A 17,929-nucleotide genomic window follows, 5' to 3' on the forward strand; every position below is an offset into this window, starting at 1 on the left:
CGGTCGATCAGGCGTGTGCTCTTACTTCGCGCCAGCGCTGTCCGGTGGCGGGACGTCGGAGTTCTGCTTGCAGTCCTTCAGCCAGACGTCATAGATCGGATGCTCGACGGCGTTGAGGCCGGGGCTGTCGGCAAACATCCAGCCGGTGAAGATGCGGCGGATCTTGCGGTCCAGCGTGATCTCGTCGACTTCGACGAAACCATCGATCTTCTGGGCTTCCGACTGGTCGCGCGAATAGCACGCCTTCGGCGTAACCTGTAGCGCGCCAAACTGGACCGTTTCGTTGACATAGACATCGAAGGTGGTGATGCGGCCGGTGATCTTGTCGAGGCCGGAGAAGACGGCGACCGGATTATCGATACGGGCAGCCTGCGCGGGAGTGGAAAGAAGCGCGGCGGAAAGCGCCAACAGCGATACAGTTCCCGCAGCCGGCAGGACCATGTTTCGCAGGGAAAGCTTCATATCTACCCGTCTCCAGCACATATCAGGTTCACGGCCGCGCGATTGCGGCCAACCTGCGGGTAAAGGTCAATTGTGGCCAAAGCGCGGGGCAGACCCCGCCATCGATTGCTTGACTCTCAGTTGCCAGGTGTCCATGCGTCGTAGTCGCCGGTCACGCGCGGACGTTCGCCGGCAACCGAGAGCGAGCCCGGCGGGCGATAGGCCTGCGGCGAACCCGTGGGGTTGGCGCGGTGGGGCTTCTGCCATTCCTTGGCAGCGTAATTTTCCTTCGACGGCGGAACGTCGGTGCGGTGATGCATCCAGCCGTGCCAGCCCGGGGGGATGGCGGACGCTTCGGCGTAACCCTTGTAGATCACCCAGCGCTTCGGCAGACCGTAGGAGGAAAGACCGCCTTCGTAATAGACATTGCCTAACTCGTCTTCACCAACGCGCTTGAAGCCGCGAAGGGCGAACAGCGTGCCGAAAGTGTAATTGTTCCACCAGGTGAAGGTGTGCAGCAGGAACTTGATCATGTCTTTTCCTCGTGGCCGCAGGACGCGGACGAAAGCAGATAGGCTTTTTCGCTTATGCCGCCGCCAACCCGAATTGTCCAGTGATTCCCGCCGAAACGACGGTCATTTCAGAGCCATCTTGAAACCGATATGCGAGGGCTTGAAACCCAGCCTTTCATAGAAACGATGGGCATCCTTGCGCACTGCATTCGATGTCAGCTGGACGAGCCGCACGCCGCGACTTTTCGCCTCGGCAATGGCGAATTCGATCATCCGAGCACCGATGCCCTGCCCACGCAGATCGGCACGCGTCTGCACCGCCTCGATGATCATGGCGGACGAGCCGCGTCCATTGAGTGAGGTGGTGATCATCGTCTGGAAGGTGCCGACGACTTCTCCATTCCATTCGGCAACATAGAGCGTCTGGTTCGGCGATGCAGCGATCGTCGCAAAGGCGCTGATATAATCCGGATAAGCCTTCGGATCGGTCGTATCCCCATGGCCGCCGAGCGGATTGGCGGCAAACATTGCGATCAAGGCCGACAGAACGCTTTCACGCGCCTCGCGAATGATTATGTCGCCAAATGCCATGTCAGTGGAGCTCGAGCACCTTTTCGAGGACCAGCGTCGGGATGCCGGACTGGCCGGGACCGTCGTTCTCGTTACTGCCGGCTTCGACGAAACCGAGCCGCTCATAGAAATGGATGGCTTTGTGGTTCTGCACCTCGACTTCCAGCCGCATGATCTCTGCGTCCGGGAAGCAGGTTTCGAGCTCCGCGAAAATATCGCGGCCAATGCCCTGCCGATGCAGGCCGGGTCGGACATAGAGGAGATATAGCATGACGGTCTTCGTCGTTTCGTCCGACATCGCCGCATAGCCCATGCCGCCGATATCCCTGCCATCGTCGGCGACGAGAAACTCGGCATTTTTCTTCGCCAGCCGCGCCTTCAGCGCAGCCGGCGAAAAGAGATGAGCGACCAGTTCGTTGACCTTTGCGGCACCATAGCCGGCGTCATAGGCGGCATGGAAGCTTTCGACCAAGAGGGCTCGCACCTTATCGAGATCGCGCTCGCTGGCCGTTCGGACGAAATAAACCAAGACCTTCTCCTTACGGCATCGGCCATTCGAAAACCGCTTCGCACGCTTCGGCTAATGCCTTCAGCTTATTCCTCGATGCCGAGCTTAGCCTTGACGAGAGCCTGCACGGCCTGCGGGTTGGCCTTGCCACCGGTCGACTTCATGACCTGACCGACGAACCAGCCGGCAAGCGTCGGCTTCGCCTTGACCTTGGCAACCTGATCCGGGTTGGCGGCGATGATTTCATCGACAGCCTTTTCGATCGCGCCGGTGTCCGTCACCTGCTTCAGTCCGCGGCTTTCGACGATCTCGGCGGGATCGCCGCCTTCGTTGAGGATGATTTCGAAGACGTCCTTGGCGATCTTGCCGGAGATGGTCTCAGCCTTGATGAGGTCGATGATGGCACCGAGCTGGGCCGGAGAAACCGGCGTCTCCTCGATATCCTTGCCGGTGCGGTTCAGTGCGCCGAGCAGGTCATTGATGACCCAGTTGGCAGCCGTCTTGCCGTCGCGGCCTTCGGCAACAGCTTCGAAGTAATCGGCAATCGCCTTTTCCGAGACGAGCACGGAAGCGTCATAGATCGAGAGACCGAGCTCGCGAACGAAACGCTCTTTCTTGTCGTCGGGCAGTTCCGGCAGATGTTGGGCCAGATCACTGATGAAGGCGTCGTCGAATTCGAGCGGCAACAGGTCCGGATCGGGGAAATAGCGATAATCATGCGCATCTTCCTTGGTGCGCATGGACCGCGTCTCGCCCTTGTTCGCGTCGAACAGGCGGGTTTCCTGATCGATCGTGCCGCCATCCTCGAGAATGCCAATCTGCCGGCGGGCTTCGAATTCGATCGCCTGGCCGATGAAACGGATGGAGTTGACGTTCTTGATTTCGCAGCGCGTGCCGAAAGGCTCACCCGGGCGGCGCACGGAGACGTTGACGTCGGCACGCATGGAGCCTTCGTCCATGTTGCCGTCGCAGGTGCCGAGGTAGCGCACGATCGAGCGCAGCTTCGTCATGTAGGCCTTGGCCTCATCGGAGGTGCGCATATCCGGCTTGGAGACGATTTCCATCAGCGCCACGCCCGAACGGTTCAGGTCCACATAAGACATGGTCGGATGCTGGTCGTGCATCGATTTGCCGGCGTCCTGCTCCAGGTGCAGGCGCTCGATACCGATCTCGATATCCTCGAACTGGCCCTGACGATCCGGGCCGAGCGAGATGACGATCTTGCCCTCGCCGACGATTGGGTCTTTATACTGCGAGATCTGATAGCCCTGCGGCAGGTCCGGATAGAAATAGTTCTTGCGATCGAAGACCGAGCGCTTGTTGATCTCAGCCTTCAGGCCGAGACCGGTGCGCACCGCCTGCTTGACGCATTCCTCGTTGATGACGGGCAGCATGCCGGGCATGGCGGCATCGACCAGCGAGACATTCGAATTCTGCGGCTTGCCGAATTCCGTCGAAGCGCCGGAGAAAAGCTTGGAATTGGAGAGCACCTGGGCATGGACTTCCATGCCGATGATGACTTCCCAATCGCCAGTGGCGCCGGGGATATAACGTTTCGGATCGGGCGTGCGAACGTCGACAATGGTCATGAGATGCTCTTCGAAGGCTGTTCTTTTCAACTGGTGAGGTAAAGGAAATGGCCTGCCGGTGCAAGGCTTTCAACGGTTAGAAACCGGGGCCGTAACCTTCCGGCTCCTGCGGGCCGAGATGCTTGGTGAGCCCGACGGACGGTACGTCACGATCGAGCTTCGGATTATAGGCGACCGAGAGCCAGTGGATCGAATAACCGTGCTTCTGAAAGAAGGCGATCGCCTCGGAATTTCCCGAGTGGGTCTGTATTGCCGCCTCCTCGAAGCCCTGCTCCAGAATATCGGCCTCGATACGCTCCAGCAGAGCGGTGCCGAGCCCCTGCCGGTTGAAGCTCGGGTCGATCCAGAAGTCGGAAATCGTCTCGTCCAGCCCCTCGCGCGCAGCCCAACCGGCAACCTGTCCGTTCTGCTCGACGACAGTGATGGTCAGCCAGTTATTGTCCACAAAAGTCCGGAAGGCGCTGCGGGCTCCATCCGTCATGGCGTCCGATTCGCCGATCAATGCCATCGCTCTTTGCCAGGCTCGTAAGCCGATTTCGCTCAAGAGTTCCGTTTCGCCTTCGCGGGCATTGCGAATGTGGATCAATGGCACCTCCGCTCTACAACAGAGAGTAGACCATTGAGTCGGGCAATTTTCCAGTGCCTCCAATGAGATAAAAGGGGAAAGCATTTCGATCGGCTTTTCTGCGCAAGCCTCGTCCGGCTTGACCGGATCGTGGTTGCTGATAAAAGACGCGCCAGAGGTGTTTTATGTCTAACCTGTCTGAGTCCCGGTAAAGGTCCCTGCCCGCAAGCACAGGCTCGCGCGCATGGACCCGAAAAACGAAGCCGCGGCGTATCGGCAAGCCCGAACGCCAGGTCGTTTTTGTGCGCCTTTACTAAGGCGTGTTTCCGGATCAACAGCAATGGACATCTCGTGCGCAGAACAGCGCATCCTGCACCTTATGGCCCAGGGCGGCCGTATCGAAATTACCCGCGACGACAATAAGAAGATCGAAACGGTGAACTGCTTCACCCGCGACGGCTGGGTCTATCCCGGCTTCGGTCTGGAGCTTTTCCGTAAGCTGAAACGGCTGAAGGCGATCAAATCTTCCGCCGGCCAGCCTTATCGGATCACGGACAGAGGGCTGAAACTGGTCAGGTCGCAGCTCGACAACAGATAGGGCTGACAAGAGCTTGGCCGTGCAGCAAAGTTGCTGTGCGGCCGACAGAGTTTCAGAGCTTTTCGGAAAGCTCCGGACGCATCGCCGTCCACTCCTCGGCAATCGTGCCCGCGCCGACCGTCTTGCCGGCGCGGCGATACCAGTAGCCGGCGTTCCAGTCGTCGCCTTCGACGCGATGACAAAGCGCGTGGCCCCAGTCGAAGGGCTGTTCGCCTTCATGGTTCTGGCAGATTTCGTGAACCGCCTCCCACTCCGCGCCCATCTTAAAGCCGCTGGCAGCGAGGCGATCAAAGGCCTCGATCAATCGCGCAAGATCCCGTTTCGGCATGAGGCCCTCCCCGCAAAGTCCTCCCTCTATAACAGGCGCCGCCTCGAAATCCGAGACGGCGCCTGCTTTTCTTCAATCGCGAAGATTGATTGGATCGTTAGATCTGTTACCACCACTTGGCCGGCGTGAACTTGCCGGCCGCCTGTTCGATGACATGGGCGGTCTTGAAGAGGGTTTCCTCGTCGAAGGCCTTGCCGATGAGCTGCAGGCCGAGGGGCAGGCCCTTATGGTCCAGACCGGCAGGGACGGCGATGCCCGGCAGGCCGGCCATGTTGACCGTCACGGTGAAGATGTCGTTCAGGTACATCTTGACCGGATCGGCGGCGAGGTTCTCGTCGGCAACGCCGAAGGCGGACGACGGGGTGGCCGGCGTCAGGATGGCGTCGACGCCGGCATCGAAGGCGAGTTCGAAATCGCGCTTGATCAGCGTGCGAACCTTCTGGGCGCGCAGGTAATAGGCGTCGTAGTAACCGGCCGACAGAACATAGGTGCCGATCATGATGCGGCGCTTAACTTCCTGGCCGAAGCCGGCGGCGCGCGTCTTTTCGTACATATCGACGATATCCTTGCCGTCGACCCGTAGCCCGTAGCGCACGCCGTCATAACGGGCGAGGTTCGAAGAGGCTTCGGCGGGCGCCACGATGTAGTAGGCCGGAAGGGCGTATTTCGTGTGGGGCAGAGAGATGTTGACGATCTCGGCACCGGCATCCTTCAGCCAGGCGATGCCCTGCTGCCAGATGGCTTCGATCTCCTCGGGCATGCCGTCGACGCGATATTCGTTCGGAATACCGATCTTCATGCCCTTCAGCGATTTACCGATGGCGGCCTCATAATCCGGAACCGGCAGATCGACCGAGGTCGTGTCCTTGGCGTCGACGCTGGCCATCGACTTCAGGAGGATTGCGGCATCGCGAACATCGCGGGCGATCGGGCCGGCCTGATCGAGCGAAGAGGCGAAGGCAACCGTGCCCCAGCGCGAGCAGCGGCCATAGGTCGGCTTGATGCCGACGGTGCCGGTGAAGGCTGCCGGCTGGCGGATCGAGCCGCCGGTATCAGTGGCGGTCGCACCGGCGCAGAGATGAGCGGCAACGGCTGCGGCCGAACCACCGGACGAGCCGCCGGGAACGAGCTGCTGGTTGGAGCCCGCAGCCCGCCAGGGGTTGATGACAGCGCCATAATACGAGGTCTCGTTGGAAGAGCCCATCGCGAACTCGTCCATGTTCAGCTTGCCGAGCATGACGGCGCCGTCGTCCCAGAGGTTCTGGGTAACCGTCGATTCATACCGCGGCTCGAAACCATCGAGAATGTGGCTGCAGGCCTGGGTGTGCACGCCAACGGTGGCGAACAGGTCCTTGATGCCGAGCGGGATGCCTTCAAGATCACCTGCCTTGCCGGCGGCAATGCGCTCGTCGGAATTCTTCGCCATGAGGCGTGCGAGATCCGGCGTGACCTTGATATAGGCGTTGAGCTGGCCATTGGCCGCATCGATCGCCGAAATATAGGCTTCGGTCAGCTCGCTGGCGGTGATCTCCTTGGCGCGCAACTTCTGGCGGGCTTCGGCAATGGTCAGGCTGGTGAGTTCGCTCATCGTGTTTTCGCTTCAGATCTGAAAATGGCAACAGGGTCGGAAAGAGGCGTTGAGCGCCTTATTCGACGACTTTCGGCACCAGGAAGAAATTGTGGTCAGTGATAGGCGCATTGGCAACGACATCGGCGGCCTTGTTGCCGTCATTGACGACATCGGTCCGCTTCTTCATGTCCATCGGCGTGACCGAGGTCATAGCCTCGACACCTTCGACGTCAACTTCGGAAAGCTGCTCGACGAAGCCGAGGATACCATTCAGCTCACCGACCATGCGATTTGCCTCTTCTTCCGAGACGGCAATACGGGCAAGGCGCGCAACGCGCTTAACGGTGGCGAGATCGACGGACATGGCATTCTCCGGATAGGAATTTTCCTATCGCTATAAAGACCCTGTCCGTCCTGTGCAACGGGTTTGCCTTTTCGGCTACGCAGAATTCCTCTCCTCAAATCCACCTGGATTCGAGGAGTTATGCATCAGAGCGAGAAGCTTTCGCCGGGCTTCGGCGCCTTCACTTCGGTCTTGGAAGCCTCCATGCCGGCAATGAATTTCTCCGGCGTCTGGTCGATGATCGGGAAAGTGCCGTAGTGGCCGGGAATGGCCGTCTTGAAGTTGAAGTAGCGCTGGCAGGCAAGCGCTGCGACAGCACCGCCCATGGTAAAGCGGTCGCCGATCGGGACGATGCCGATATCCGGCTGATGCAATTCGTTGATCAGCCCCATGTCGGAGAAGATATCGGTGTCGCCCATATGGAAGAGGCTGGGCTCGTCCTCGAAATGCAGCACGAGGCCGTTCGGATTACCGAGCGAATGGGAAACGCCATCTTCGGTGATCTGGGCGGAAGAGTGCAATGCATTGGTGAAAGTCGCACTGAAGCTGCCGAGCGAGACGGTGCCTCCGGTATTGCCCATTTCGAGCTTCTCGACTCCTCTGGAGCCGAGCCAGGAAGCAAGGTCGGCATTGGCAAGAACGACGGCGCCGGTTTCCTTGGCAATCTGGACCGTATCGCCGACATGGTCGGCATGGCCGTGGGTCAGCAGGATGTGGGTGATGCCGTTGGTCACGTCCTTGATATCCTGGCCGGCGAAGGATGGGTTATAAGTCAGGAAGGGATCGATCAGGATTTTGGCGGCTTTCGTCTCGATGCGGAAAGCAGCATGGCCGAGCCAGGTGATCTTCATGAAAAGTCTCCTTTATTACGTGATGCAAAAAGACGATTTCGGAGCCAGAATGGTTCAAAGCAATTCCGGCCGGAAAACCGTTTCGCACTTTTTCTGGAATTGCTCTAAGGACATAGCCGATATGGCCGCAAAGAAAAGCGGTGGGCGGTTCAATTTCTTTTGACAGGATGACACGACAATGACGGTGCTGACGATCGAGGAACTGGCCGAAGCACTCGGCCCCGGACAGGCAATTGCCGGCCTCGATCTTGGCACGAAGACGATCGGTCTTGCCATGTCCGATCTCGGACGCCGCTTTGCGACGCCGCGCCCGGTCATCAAGCGCGAGAAATTCACCATCGATGCCGAGACCCTGCTGGCCTTCGCAACGAAAGAAAAAGTCTCAGCCTTCGTCATCGGCCTGCCGATGAATATGGACGGATCGGCAGGGCCGCGCGTTCAGGCGACGCGGGCTTTCGTGCGCAACATGGAGCAGAAAACCGCCCTTCCCTTTATTTATTGGGATGAGCGGCTATCGACGGTGGCGGCAGAACGAGCCTTGCTGGAAATGGATGTTTCACGGGCAAAACGCGCCGAACGGATCGATTCGGCTGCGGCAAGCTTCATCCTTCAGGGAGCGCTTGATAGGCTTTCCTTGCTGGCGAGGTCGGCAGACGATACGGAGGCGTGACGCGCCTTCCACCATGCCGCAATCTGACGGCGCTTACGGAAGCCCATGATGGCGAAGACGACGAGGCTGTCGATGGCGATGGCGCGGGCGACGAGCGGCGGGATTTCCTGCGGCGGCAGGCCGAGCACCTTGCCGTAAACCTGGAATGTCAGGTCATGGACCTGCCGCGTCAGCATGAAGATGCCGAAGTTCAGATCGTAATAGGAAAGCCAGTACCATCCCGCCAAGAAGACGATCGGACCGGCCCAGAAGATCAGAAACCACTTCATGCGGCCTCTCCTTCGTGCTTGCGCAGGACCGGCATATCAAGAGAAACGAGCCAGACCGACGATGCCATGATGCAGAGAACGAGCGTGGGTACCGTGATATCCAGCGCCAGCACGGCGAAAAACATCATCGCCGCGACAAGCAACGCGGTTCTGGCTGCTCTGGTTCCCATCACTGAACTCGGGTCCACATTCGTTACATTTCTACCTGACACCACACTGGCGGGTTAACCAGCGTCACGCAACGTAAACCAATTGTTAAGGTTAATGCCCGGGCGCCGGCTGTGGATTATTCAGCCGTAGACGCCGCGCACCAGCCGCTTCAACGCACCTGCCGCCTTCTCCCAGTCCTTGCCGTTCTTCAAAACCAAACCCGCGCACTGACCGCCGGCCGCTGCTGACAGCACAAGATGCTGGATCGAGGCAAAGATCAGCGCATTGACGGCTGCCGTATCGATGCCCTTCGGCGGCGTCAGCGAGCCGCGCATGCGATCTAGCCACAGTCCGAGCGCTTTTGAGCGCGCTTCGGAAAGGCGCCTCACCTGCTCGGTATTTTCCGAAATTTCCCAGGCAACGATACGCCGCATCAGAGGATCGTCGCGCAGAGCTTCCAGGAAAAGCAGCGAGAGCCGCTCCATGAGGTCGCCATAGGTCAGGAGGAACATGCCGCCGGTATCTTCAGGGATGCGATCTTTGACCCAATTGCCGAGATCGGCGCCGATCGCCTCGACAAGGCCATCGAGGCCGCCATAATAGCGGTAGATGAGCTGTTTATCACAGCCGGCGCGGCGGGCGACGGCATTGATGCCGAAATTCTGGAAGCCTTCTTCCGCCAGCAGATTCTTGGCGGCTTTCAGGATAGCGCGCTCAGTCGCGCTTCTGTCGCGGATGCGCTTTTCAGGTTCAGCAGCACCCGTCTGTTCGAGCACGGCCACGGCACTTTCATTCAGCATTCGGTCAACCCCGGTCTGTCACCAATCGGTGAGTAACAGCGGAATTTTCCGCCTACAATCCTATCTAATTGAGAAGACTGTGGATATTGATGATCCGCAGCTCTGCAGACGCTGGTGGGCGGCCCGGCGGCATCTTCTCATCGCTATCACGCGTCCGAGAAATCTTGCCCATGCGGTTGATCGCGATGGACGAACCCGGCATAGCTGCATTATGAAAAGAGACGACAATTTCTGCTAAGGCCTTGCAATGGTGAATTATATCGAAGCCTCCTCCGCGCCGCCGAAGAATACCGGCGCCATCAGGCTTTATGGTCCCGAAGCATTCGAGGGAATGCGCGATGCGTGCCAGCTGACCGCGCGCTGTCTCGATGCGCTTGCCGATATCGTCAAGCCGGGTCTCGCGACCAATGAAATCGACCGCTTCGTTTTCGAATTCGGCATGGATCACGGCGCTTATCCGGCGACGCTGAACTATCGCGGCTATACGAAGTCCACCTGCACTTCCATCAATCATGTGGTCTGCCACGGCATTCCCGATGACAAGCCGTTGCGAGAAGGCGATATCGTCAATATCGACGTGACCTTTGTCGTCGACGGCTGGCATGGGGATTCGAGCCGCATGTACCCGGTCGGCCAGATCAAACGCGCTGCCGAGCGACTGCTCGAAGTGACCTATGAGTCGCTGATGCGCGGCATCGCCGCCGTTCATCCCGGCGCGCGCACCGGCGCGATCGGCGAAGCGATCCAGACCTATGCCGAAGCCGAGCGCTGCTCCGTCGTGCGCGACTTCTGCGGCCATGGTGTCGGCCGTCTGTTCCACGATTCGCCGAACATCCTGCATTACGGCCGCGCCAATGAAGGACCGGAATTGCGTGAGGGCATGATCTTCACCATCGAACCGATGATCAATCTCGGACGCCCGCATGTGAAGGTGCTGGCGGACGGCTGGACCGCCGTAACGCGTGACCGCTCGCTGTCAGCGCAATACGAACATACCATCGGCGTGACCGCAAATGGCTGCGAGATCTTCACGCTTTCGCCCGCCGGTCTCGACCGGCCGGGCCTGCCGTCACTGAACGGGTGACGGTCTCCATGGCGAAAGGTCCCGTTCCGCAGACCGGCGATGACGAATTGCCTTTCGACATGGACGAGGATATCGCCGTGGACGAACGGGCGTTTTTCGGACAGCCGGCAAAGGCGGCGGCTCCCGCAAAAAAAGCCGCCCTGCCTGGCAGGGAAGAACATTATCACGGCCATCGCGAGAGGCTGCGCAACCGCTTCCGTGAGAATGGCGATACGGCGCTCGCCGACTATGAAATCCTCGAACTGCTGCTCTTCCGGCTGATCCCGCGCCGCGACACGAAACCGATCGCCAAGGCGCTGATCGATCGCTTCGGATCACTTGCCGGCGTCTTCGGTGCACCGGCAGTACTGCTGCAGGAAATCAAAGGCGTCGGAGAGACGGTGGCGCTGGACCTGAAGCTGATATCCGCCATTGGCCATCGTGCACTGAAGAGCGAGCTTAAGGGCAAGCAGGTGCTTTCCTCGTGGTCGTCGGTCGTCCAATATTGTCATGCGGCCATGGCACATGAGACGCGCGAACAATTCCGCATTCTCTTCCTCGACAAACGCAATGCGCTGATCGCCGACGAGGTGCAGGGGCATGGCACGGTGGACCACACGCCTGTCTATCCGCGCGAAGTGGTGAGGCGGGCGCTCGAGCTTTCGGCAACGGCGCTGATTCTGGTCCACAATCATCCTTCAGGCGATCCCACTCCATCGCGCGCCGATATCGACATGACGAAGATGATCATCGATGCGGCAAAGCCGCTCGGTATTGCCATCCACGATCACATCATCATCGGCAAAGACGGACAAGCGAGCCTCAAAGGCCTGCGTTTGATATAGGACGCCGGCGAGGGCATGAAAAAGCCATTTTGGCGTTCTCCAAGCTGAAGGACTGACAACAGGATGGGAAATATGGGCGTTTTTCCTGGTCGCTTGTACGCGCCGCCGAGCCTTCGATCGCTGATACGGCTGACGCTTCTGCTGCTGGTTATAACCGGTCTCTATCTCGGCTACCTGCAGCTTTCGACCAACGTGCATGCGGTCGTCGATGGCCAGGTGTACCGCTCCGCCCAGCCCTCCCCCGCGAAGCTTGGCGAACTCGTCAAGGAGTACGGCATCAAAACCGTACTGAACCTGCGCGGCGACAGCAGCGGCGAGGCCTGGTACGACAACGAGGTCGCGGCTGCAAAGGGCCTCAATGTCCAGCATATCGATTTCCGCATGTCGGCGACCAAGGAACTCTCCATCGAGGAAGGTCGTCAGCTGATGGCGATCATGGCGGCCGCGCCCAAGCCTATGCTCATTCACTGCAAGGCCGGCGCCGACCGTACGGGACTGGCTTCAGCTATCTACGTCGCCGGCATTGCCAAGGAAGGAGAGATGGCGGCGGAGTCGCAGATCTCGCTGACATACGGCCATCTGTCGCTTTTCTTCATCGGCGCCTACGCAATGGACCGCACATTCGAGCGGCTTGAGCCGATGTTTGGCTTTTTGAACTCCTAAACTGCACGGGAATACAAACTGTAACATTGACCGGCTACCGATGAACGCGCGACATTTCGCGTCGCAATATGATTCCAATTCCAGTTCGGGGCTAAAGATGTTCCAGTACGATCTCGTGGTAGTCGGCAGCGGTCCGGCGGGGCGCCGCGGCGCAATCCAGGCTGCAAAACTCGGCAAGAAAGTACTGGTCATCGAGCAAGGAAAGCGTGTCGGCGGCGTGTCCGTCCATACCGGCACGATCCCTTCCAAGACGCTGCGCGAAACCGCACTCAATCTTTCCGGCTGGCGCGAGCGCGGCTTTTACGGCCGCAGCTACCGCGTCAAGCAGGAGATCAGTGCCGAAGACCTGCGCCGCCGCCTGCTGATCACGCTCGATCATGAAGTTGAAGTGCTCGAACACCAGTTCGCCCGCAATCGCGTCCAGCACATCCGCGGCAAGGCAAGCTTCGTCGACGCCAACACCCTGCAGGTCATCAAGGACGACGGCGATACGATGACGGTGACCGGCGCCAGCATTCTGCTCGCCGTCGGCACCAAGCCCTTCCGACCTGACTACATGCCGTTCGACCACAAAACCGTGCTCGACAGCGACGAGCTGCTCGATATCGAAGAACTGCCGCGCACGATGGCCGTCATCGGCGCCGGCGTCATCGGCATCGAATATGCGACGATCTTTTCGGCGCTGGATACAGCTGTAACCGTCATCGATCCGAAGTCGACCATGCTCGACTTCATCGACAAGGAAATCGTCGAGGACTTCACCTATCAACTGCGCGACCGCAACATGAAGCTGCTGCTCGGCACGAAGGCAGAGAAGGTCGAGCGGCTTGATACCGGTAAGGTGCAGCTGACGCTCGACAGCGGCCGGCATCTCGTGACCGACATGGTGCTTTTTGCCGCCGGGCGCATGGGCGCCACCGATACGCTGAACCTGCAAGCCGTTGGCATCGAAGCCGACAGCCGCGGCCGTCTGAAGGTCAATCCCGAGACTTTCCAGACCTCGGTACCGAACATCTACGCCGCCGGCGACGTCGTCGGTTTCCCGAGCCTTGCCTCGACTTCGATGGAACAGGGCCGTATTGCAGCGCGCGTGGCGATCGGCGCCGTCGCCAAGGAGCCGCAGAAATACTTCCCCTACGGCATTTATGCCGTGCCGGAAATCTCCACCTGCGGCCTGACGGAAGAGGAAATGAAGGAGCGCGGCATTCCCTATGAATGCGGCATCGCCCGCTTCCGCGAGACCTCGCGCGGCCACATCATGGGCCTCGATACCGGCTTGCTGAAGCTGATCTTCTCGTTGAAGACGCGCCGGCTGCTCGGCGTGCACATCGTCGGCGAAGGTGCGACCGAACTGGTACATATCGGCCAGGCCGTGCTGAACCTGAAGGGTACAGTCGAATATTTCGTCGAAAATACCTTCAACTACCCGACGCTTGCCGAAGCCTACAAAATCGCCGGCCTCGATGCGTGGAACCGCATGGGCGATATAAAGTCCGAACTTTAAGGAAGCGAGGGGAACGCCCTCGCCTTTCCAAGCGGCAGAACGCAGGTCGCTGATATTTAATTTTATTTCTCCGCGGGGCGTCTCGTTGCACGCTACTGGCGATTGCCTGTACCCTGCGCCGATGACCTATATCCTATGTCAAAAGATATTGGTAAGGTCAGCGTGTTCGCACCCTGCATTGTTCTGTTGCGTTTTGCTTATCGCCTTCCCAAGTATGGGGTGCGCCTTTCGACAGCCTGAAATCCATGTCGTAGACCGGCCTGCGGTACCAGTAAATCCAGCAATGCAGACCACAACGAAAGATAGATATTTTGTCCGATACTTCAGAGGCTGCTCGCAAACGGTTTCAGCTCATCCTGATAAAGCCGTCGCACTATGACGATGACGGCTATGTGATCCGTTGGTGGCGGGCAATGATCCCTTCCAATTCGCTGGCAGCCATCTACGGGATTGCCGCGGATTGTGCCGAGCGGCAAATTCTTGGCGCCGATACTGCAATCGACATCACAGTCATCGACGAGACCAATACACGCATCGATTTTGCGGCGCTGCTGTCGCAGTTCAAGCGCAACGACAACTTCGGGATGATCGCGCTTATCGGCGTGCAATCCAACCAGTATCCCCGTGCGCTCGATATCGCCCGTCCGTTCCGCGATGCCGGACTGCCGGTTTCGATGGGTGGCTTCCATATATCGGGATGCCTGTCGATGCTCGACGGTGATGCGATCGGCCTTGAGGAATGCCGCAAGATGGGCGTTTCGATGTTTGCCGGCGAAGCCGAAGGACGGCTGGAGCTGGTGCTGCGCGATGCGGCCGCCGGCGAACTGAAGCCGCTCTACAATTTCATGAACGACCTTCCCGGCATCGGCGGCACGCCGGTGCCTTTCCTGCCGAAAGACAATATCCAGCGCACGCTTGGCCTCAGCACCAGTTTCGATGCAGGCCGCGGCTGCCCCTATCAATGTTCCTTCTGCACGATCATCAACGTGCAGGGCCGCAAGTCCCGTTTCCGCTCCGCCGACGATGTCGAGAAGCTGGTGCGCATGAACTGGGCGCAGGGTATCCATAAATTCTTCATCACCGACGACAATTTTGCCCGTAACAAGGATTGGGAAGCGATCTTCGACCGGCTGATCGAGCTGAGAGAAAAAGACGGCATTCCGCTCGGCCTGATGATCCAGGTAGACACGCTCTGCCATAAGATCCCGAACTTCATCGAAAAATCGAAGCGTGCCGGCGTTACCCGCGTCTTCATCGGTCTGGAAAACGTCAATCCAGACAACCTGACCGCCGCCAAGAAGAACCAGAACAAGATCACCGAATATCGCAAGATGCTGCTTGCCTGGAAGGCGCAGGGCATCATGACGCTTGCCGGCTATATTCTGGGCTTCCCGGCAGACACGCCGGAATCGATCCGCCGCGACATCAAGATCATTCAGGAAGAGCTTCCGCTCGACGTCATCGAATTCTTCGTTCTGACGCCGCTCCCCGGCTCCGAGGACCATCAGGTTCTCTGGAAGAAGGGCGTCGAGATGGATGCCGATCTCAATATCTACGATGTCGAGCATGTCTGCACGGCCCATCCAAAGATGAGCAAGCGGGAATGGGAAGATATCTACCAGGAGGCTTGGTCGCTCTACTACTCGCCTGACCATATGAAGACCCTGCTGCGCCGCGCTGTGGCGACCGGCATCAAGCTGAGCAGTCTCGTCAAGGTCCTGGTCTCGTTTGCGACCACCGTACCGCTGGAGAATGTCCATCCGTTGCAGAGCGGCCTTCTGCGCCTAAAACATCCCTCAGAGCGGCGCCCTGGCCTGAAGCGCGAACATCCACTGCTGTTCTGGCCGCGTTTTGTCTTCGATACCGCCCGCAAGCATCTCTCGCTTGCCGGCACAATCATCGGCCTCAGCGTTTCGGCCTTCCTGATTGCGCGTGGTGCCGGCGCCAAGACCTATACGGACAAGGCTCTGACGCCCGTGGGTGACGATGACGAAGACGTTCTGGATCTCTTCACCAAGACGGCCGGCGGCACGGCTGCCGTCAGCCACATCAAGAAGGTTGCCGAACTGACTCACACGCGCAAAGCCGTCTGACAAAGTCACCGGGCCGGCGCACGGCCCGCCTGGTTTCAGAGCCCAACAAAAAAGCCCTGCCGCATGCGGCAGCGCTTTCGAATTTCAGCAGGAAAGAGCCGATTATTCGGCGCTGTCTTCAGAAGCCTTCTTCTTCGGAGCTGCCTTCTTCTTCGGAGCAGCGGCTTCTTCGCCTTCAGCGGCTTCGGCAGAAGCCTCGGTCTTGGCGGCAGCCTTCTTCTTCGGTGCGGCCTTCTTGGCGTCGGCCTTGTCGGAAGCTTCGCCTTCTTCGTCGGCGAGCAGCTCTTCCTTGGTCACCTTCTTGTCGGTGACGTTGATTTCGGTCAGCAGGTGGTCGATGACCTTCTCTTCGAAGATCGGAGCGCGGATCGAAGCGGCGGCACCCGGCTGGCTGCGGAAGAACTCGAGGATTTGCTTTTCCTGGCCCGGATACTGACGCAGCTGTTCATAGATCGCGCGCTGCATTTCATCTTCGCTGACCTCGACGCCGGCCTTTTCGCCGATTTCGGAGAGAACGAGACCGAGGCGGACGCGGCGCTCGGCGAGCTTCTGGTATTCTTCGCGGGCCTTCTCTTCGGTCGTGTCTTCGTCTTCGAAGGTCTTGCCGGACTGGGCGAGGTCGTTGCTGACCTGGTTCCAGATGCCGTTATATTCGGCTTCGACGAGCTTGGACGGGGTTTCGAACTTGTACAGCTCGTCGAGCTGGTCGAGGATCTGGCGCTTCAGCTTCTGGCGCGTCAGCGAACCGTACTGGGATTCGATCTGGCCACGGACGATTTCCTTCAGGCGATCGGCCGATTCGAGGCCGAGCTTCTTGGCGAGTTCGTCGTTGATCTCGACATCGGCTGGAGCTGCAACTTCCTTGACGGTGACGTCGAAGGTGGCTTCCTTGCCAGCGAGGTTCTTGGCCGGATAGTCGGCCGGGAAGGTTACGGTGATGGTCTTCTCGTCGCCAGCCTTGAGGCCGACGAGCTGGTCCTCGAAGCCCGGGATGAAGCGGCCGGAGCCGAGAACCAGTTCAGCGTCCTGATCGGTGCCGCCGTCGAAGGCAACGCCGTCGACCTTGCCGACATAGTCCATCTTGACGCGGTCGCCGTTGGCAGCCTTGCCCTTCTTTTCAGCGTAGTCGCGGGCGCTTTCAGCGACCTTCAGAACCTGCTCGTTGACTTCGTCATCGGAGATGTCGACGACTTCGCGCGTGACCTTGATGCCCGTGTTGGACTTCAATTCGATCGGCGGGAGAACTTCGTAAGACAGGGTGAATTCGAAATCCTGCTGGGCGGCGAGGATCTTTTCCACTTCGGCCTGGTCTTCCGTCATGTCGATTTCCGGCTGGGTGGCCGACTTTTCGCCGCGGCTGGACAGGATCTGGGTCGGCTGGTCGCGGACGATCTCGTTGACAAGGTCGACCATGACGGACTTGCCGTAAAGCTTCTTGAGATGACCGGCCGGAACCTTGCCCGGACGGAAGCCGTTGATGCGAACCTTGTCCTTCACGTCGGCAAGGCGCTCGTTCAGCTTGTTTTCCATGTCCTTGGCCGGGATAACGACCTTGATTTCGCGCTTCAGCCCTTCAGCGAGCGTTTCGATAACCTGCATGTCTTCCTACCTTCATTTCCGTGGCGGCCGTGCCCAGACGCCGTTCGTTTCGGTGAGCACGACGCCGGCCAACTGCCGCGCGTGGCTTTTTCTAATTCCTGTTCGTTCCGTTCGAAGCGGAACAGCACTCGCTTTCCGGGTATCCGGGACAACCAAGTTCCAGTCCTCCCGCCCTGCAAGGCAGCTTGGTGCGGGTAGAGAGACTTGAACTCCCACGCCTTGCGGCACCAGAACCTAAATCTGGCGTGTCTACCAATTTCACCATACCCGCGTTCGCAAAACCGCATGCATATGCCTGCGCATGAGGCCTTCCGGAGCGCGGCGTCTCTATATCACCCGATTTAGAACAGGCAAAGGAAAAATGAACGGCAAATGACAGGGATTTTCGGGTAAAAGCG

The 17,929-nt window shown here is 59.2% G+C and carries 21 protein-coding genes and 1 tRNA gene; 7 read left to right on the top strand and 15 right to left on the bottom strand.

Translation table 11 applies throughout. The annotated features are described in order from the left end of the window. Positions 1-21: 21 nt before the first annotated feature. From FHT82_RS10725 to FHT82_RS10750, 6 genes are all read right to left on the bottom strand, one after another. On the bottom strand, positions 22-462 hold the full coding sequence (locus FHT82_RS10725; protein ID WP_183729673.1) for a DUF2155 domain-containing protein: 441 nt from the start codon (positions 460-462) through the stop codon (positions 22-24). Between the two features lie 116 nt (positions 463-578). Continuing rightward, on the bottom strand, positions 579-974 hold the full coding sequence (locus FHT82_RS10730; RefSeq protein ID WP_183729675.1) for an NADH:ubiquinone oxidoreductase subunit NDUFA12: 396 nt from the start codon (positions 972-974) through the stop codon (positions 579-581). Positions 975-1,076: 102 nt separating this feature from the next. Beyond that, on the bottom strand, positions 1,077-1,544 hold the full coding sequence (locus tag FHT82_RS10735) for a GNAT family N-acetyltransferase (protein ID WP_183729678.1): 468 nt from the start codon (positions 1,542-1,544) through the stop codon (positions 1,077-1,079). 1 nt (position 1,545) lies between these two features. Continuing rightward, the gene (locus FHT82_RS10740; protein WP_183729681.1) at positions 1,546-2,052 is read right to left on the bottom strand and encodes a GNAT family N-acetyltransferase; all 507 of its coding nucleotides are present in this window, start codon (positions 2,050-2,052) and stop codon (positions 1,546-1,548) included. Positions 2,053-2,117: 65 nt separating this feature from the next. Continuing rightward, the gene (gene gatB / locus FHT82_RS10745) at positions 2,118-3,620 is read right to left on the bottom strand and encodes an Asp-tRNA(Asn)/Glu-tRNA(Gln) amidotransferase subunit GatB (protein WP_183729683.1); all 1,503 of its coding nucleotides are present in this window, start codon (positions 3,618-3,620) and stop codon (positions 2,118-2,120) included. 76 nt (positions 3,621-3,696) lie between these two features. Then, positions 3,697-4,206: a GNAT family N-acetyltransferase gene (locus FHT82_RS10750; RefSeq protein WP_183729686.1), complete on the bottom strand. Its 510-nt coding sequence runs from the start codon at positions 4,204-4,206 to the stop codon at positions 3,697-3,699. A gap of 319 nt (positions 4,207-4,525) precedes the next feature. Between FHT82_RS10750 and FHT82_RS10755 the strand changes: the two genes are divergently transcribed. Next, on the top strand, positions 4,526-4,783 hold the full coding sequence (locus tag FHT82_RS10755; protein WP_183729689.1) for a YjhX family toxin: 258 nt from the start codon (positions 4,526-4,528) through the stop codon (positions 4,781-4,783). Positions 4,784-4,835: 52 nt separating this feature from the next. Here the strand turns inward: FHT82_RS10755 and FHT82_RS10760 are convergent, their stop codons facing one another. The 4 genes from FHT82_RS10760 to FHT82_RS10775 form a co-directional block, all read right to left on the bottom strand. After that, positions 4,836-5,111: a hypothetical protein gene (locus FHT82_RS10760; protein WP_183729691.1), complete on the bottom strand. Its 276-nt coding sequence runs from the start codon at positions 5,109-5,111 to the stop codon at positions 4,836-4,838. A 106-nt stretch (positions 5,112-5,217) separates the two neighbouring features. Further along, positions 5,218-6,699 (bottom strand): Asp-tRNA(Asn)/Glu-tRNA(Gln) amidotransferase subunit GatA, encoded by a 1,482-nt coding sequence (gene gatA, locus FHT82_RS10765; RefSeq protein ID WP_183729694.1) that lies wholly within the window; start codon positions 6,697-6,699, stop codon positions 5,218-5,220. A gap of 58 nt (positions 6,700-6,757) precedes the next feature. Next, a complete protein-coding gene (gatC, locus tag FHT82_RS10770; protein WP_113295688.1) occupies positions 6,758-7,045 on the bottom strand; it encodes an Asp-tRNA(Asn)/Glu-tRNA(Gln) amidotransferase subunit GatC in 288 nt (95 codons plus the stop codon). Positions 7,046-7,170: 125 nt separating this feature from the next. After that, the gene (locus tag FHT82_RS10775; RefSeq protein WP_183729697.1) at positions 7,171-7,875 is read right to left on the bottom strand and encodes a metal-dependent hydrolase; all 705 of its coding nucleotides are present in this window, start codon (positions 7,873-7,875) and stop codon (positions 7,171-7,173) included. Positions 7,876-8,053: 178 nt separating this feature from the next. On the opposite strand from FHT82_RS10775, the gene ruvX reads away from it, so the two are divergent. Continuing rightward, on the top strand, positions 8,054-8,545 hold the full coding sequence (gene ruvX, locus FHT82_RS10780; RefSeq protein WP_183729699.1) for a Holliday junction resolvase RuvX: 492 nt from the start codon (positions 8,054-8,056) through the stop codon (positions 8,543-8,545). Here the strand turns inward: ruvX and FHT82_RS10785 are convergent. The 3 genes from FHT82_RS10785 to FHT82_RS10795 all read right to left on the bottom strand — a co-directional run bounded on the left by FHT82_RS10785 (position 8,485) and on the right by FHT82_RS10795 (position 9,764). Further along, on the bottom strand, positions 8,485-8,814 hold the full coding sequence (locus FHT82_RS10785; protein ID WP_183729702.1) for a DUF6105 family protein: 330 nt from the start codon (positions 8,812-8,814) through the stop codon (positions 8,485-8,487). The two genes, ruvX and FHT82_RS10785, sit on opposite strands and share 61 nt — an antisense overlap. Further along, a complete protein-coding gene (locus FHT82_RS10790) occupies positions 8,811-8,984 on the bottom strand; it encodes a hypothetical protein (protein WP_183729705.1) in 174 nt (57 codons plus the stop codon). The genes FHT82_RS10785 and FHT82_RS10790 overlap by 4 nt, the downstream gene beginning before the upstream one ends. 120 nt (positions 8,985-9,104) lie before the next feature. After that, the gene (locus tag FHT82_RS10795; protein ID WP_183729708.1) at positions 9,105-9,764 is read right to left on the bottom strand and encodes a TetR/AcrR family transcriptional regulator; all 660 of its coding nucleotides are present in this window, start codon (positions 9,762-9,764) and stop codon (positions 9,105-9,107) included. Between the two features lie 247 nt (positions 9,765-10,011). Here FHT82_RS10795 and map point away from each other — a divergent pair, with 247 nt between their 5' ends. The 5 genes from map (at position 10,012) to FHT82_RS10820 (ending at position 15,932) form a co-directional block, all read left to right on the top strand. After that, positions 10,012-10,848, top strand: a complete 837-nt coding sequence (gene map, locus FHT82_RS10800; RefSeq protein WP_183729711.1) for a type I methionyl aminopeptidase — start codon at positions 10,012-10,014, stop codon at positions 10,846-10,848. 8 nt (positions 10,849-10,856) lie between these two features. Further along, entirely contained in the window at positions 10,857-11,672 is an 816-nt protein-coding gene (radC, locus tag FHT82_RS10805) for a DNA repair protein RadC (protein WP_183729714.1), read from the top strand. Positions 11,673-11,744: 72 nt separating this feature from the next. Further along, positions 11,745-12,335, top strand: coding sequence for a dual specificity protein phosphatase family protein (locus FHT82_RS10810; protein WP_183729717.1), 591 nt, complete (start codon positions 11,745-11,747; stop codon positions 12,333-12,335). A gap of 97 nt (positions 12,336-12,432) precedes the next feature. After that, positions 12,433-13,839 carry a Si-specific NAD(P)(+) transhydrogenase gene (gene sthA / locus FHT82_RS10815; protein ID WP_183729720.1) on the top strand — a complete coding sequence of 469 codons (1,407 nt, stop codon included), beginning with the start codon at positions 12,433-12,435 and terminating at the stop codon, positions 13,837-13,839. Positions 13,840-14,150: 311 nt separating this feature from the next. Further along, complete coding sequence (locus FHT82_RS10820; protein ID WP_183729723.1) at positions 14,151-15,932, top strand: radical SAM protein; 1,782 nt, start codon at positions 14,151-14,153, stop codon at positions 15,930-15,932. A 102-nt stretch (positions 15,933-16,034) separates the two neighbouring features. Here the strand turns inward: FHT82_RS10820 and tig are convergent, their stop codons facing one another. Both tig and FHT82_RS10830 read right to left on the bottom strand, forming a co-directional pair. Then, entirely contained in the window at positions 16,035-17,531 is a 1,497-nt protein-coding gene (gene tig, locus FHT82_RS10825) for a trigger factor (protein WP_183729726.1), read from the bottom strand. Positions 17,532-17,717: 186 nt separating this feature from the next. After that, positions 17,718-17,802: transfer RNA gene (locus FHT82_RS10830), tRNA-Leu, on the bottom strand. Positions 17,803-17,929 lie beyond the last annotated feature (127 nt).

Source organism: Rhizobium sp. BK275 (assembly GCF_014193555.1).
GTDB lineage: Bacteria > Pseudomonadota > Alphaproteobacteria > Rhizobiales > Rhizobiaceae > Rhizobium.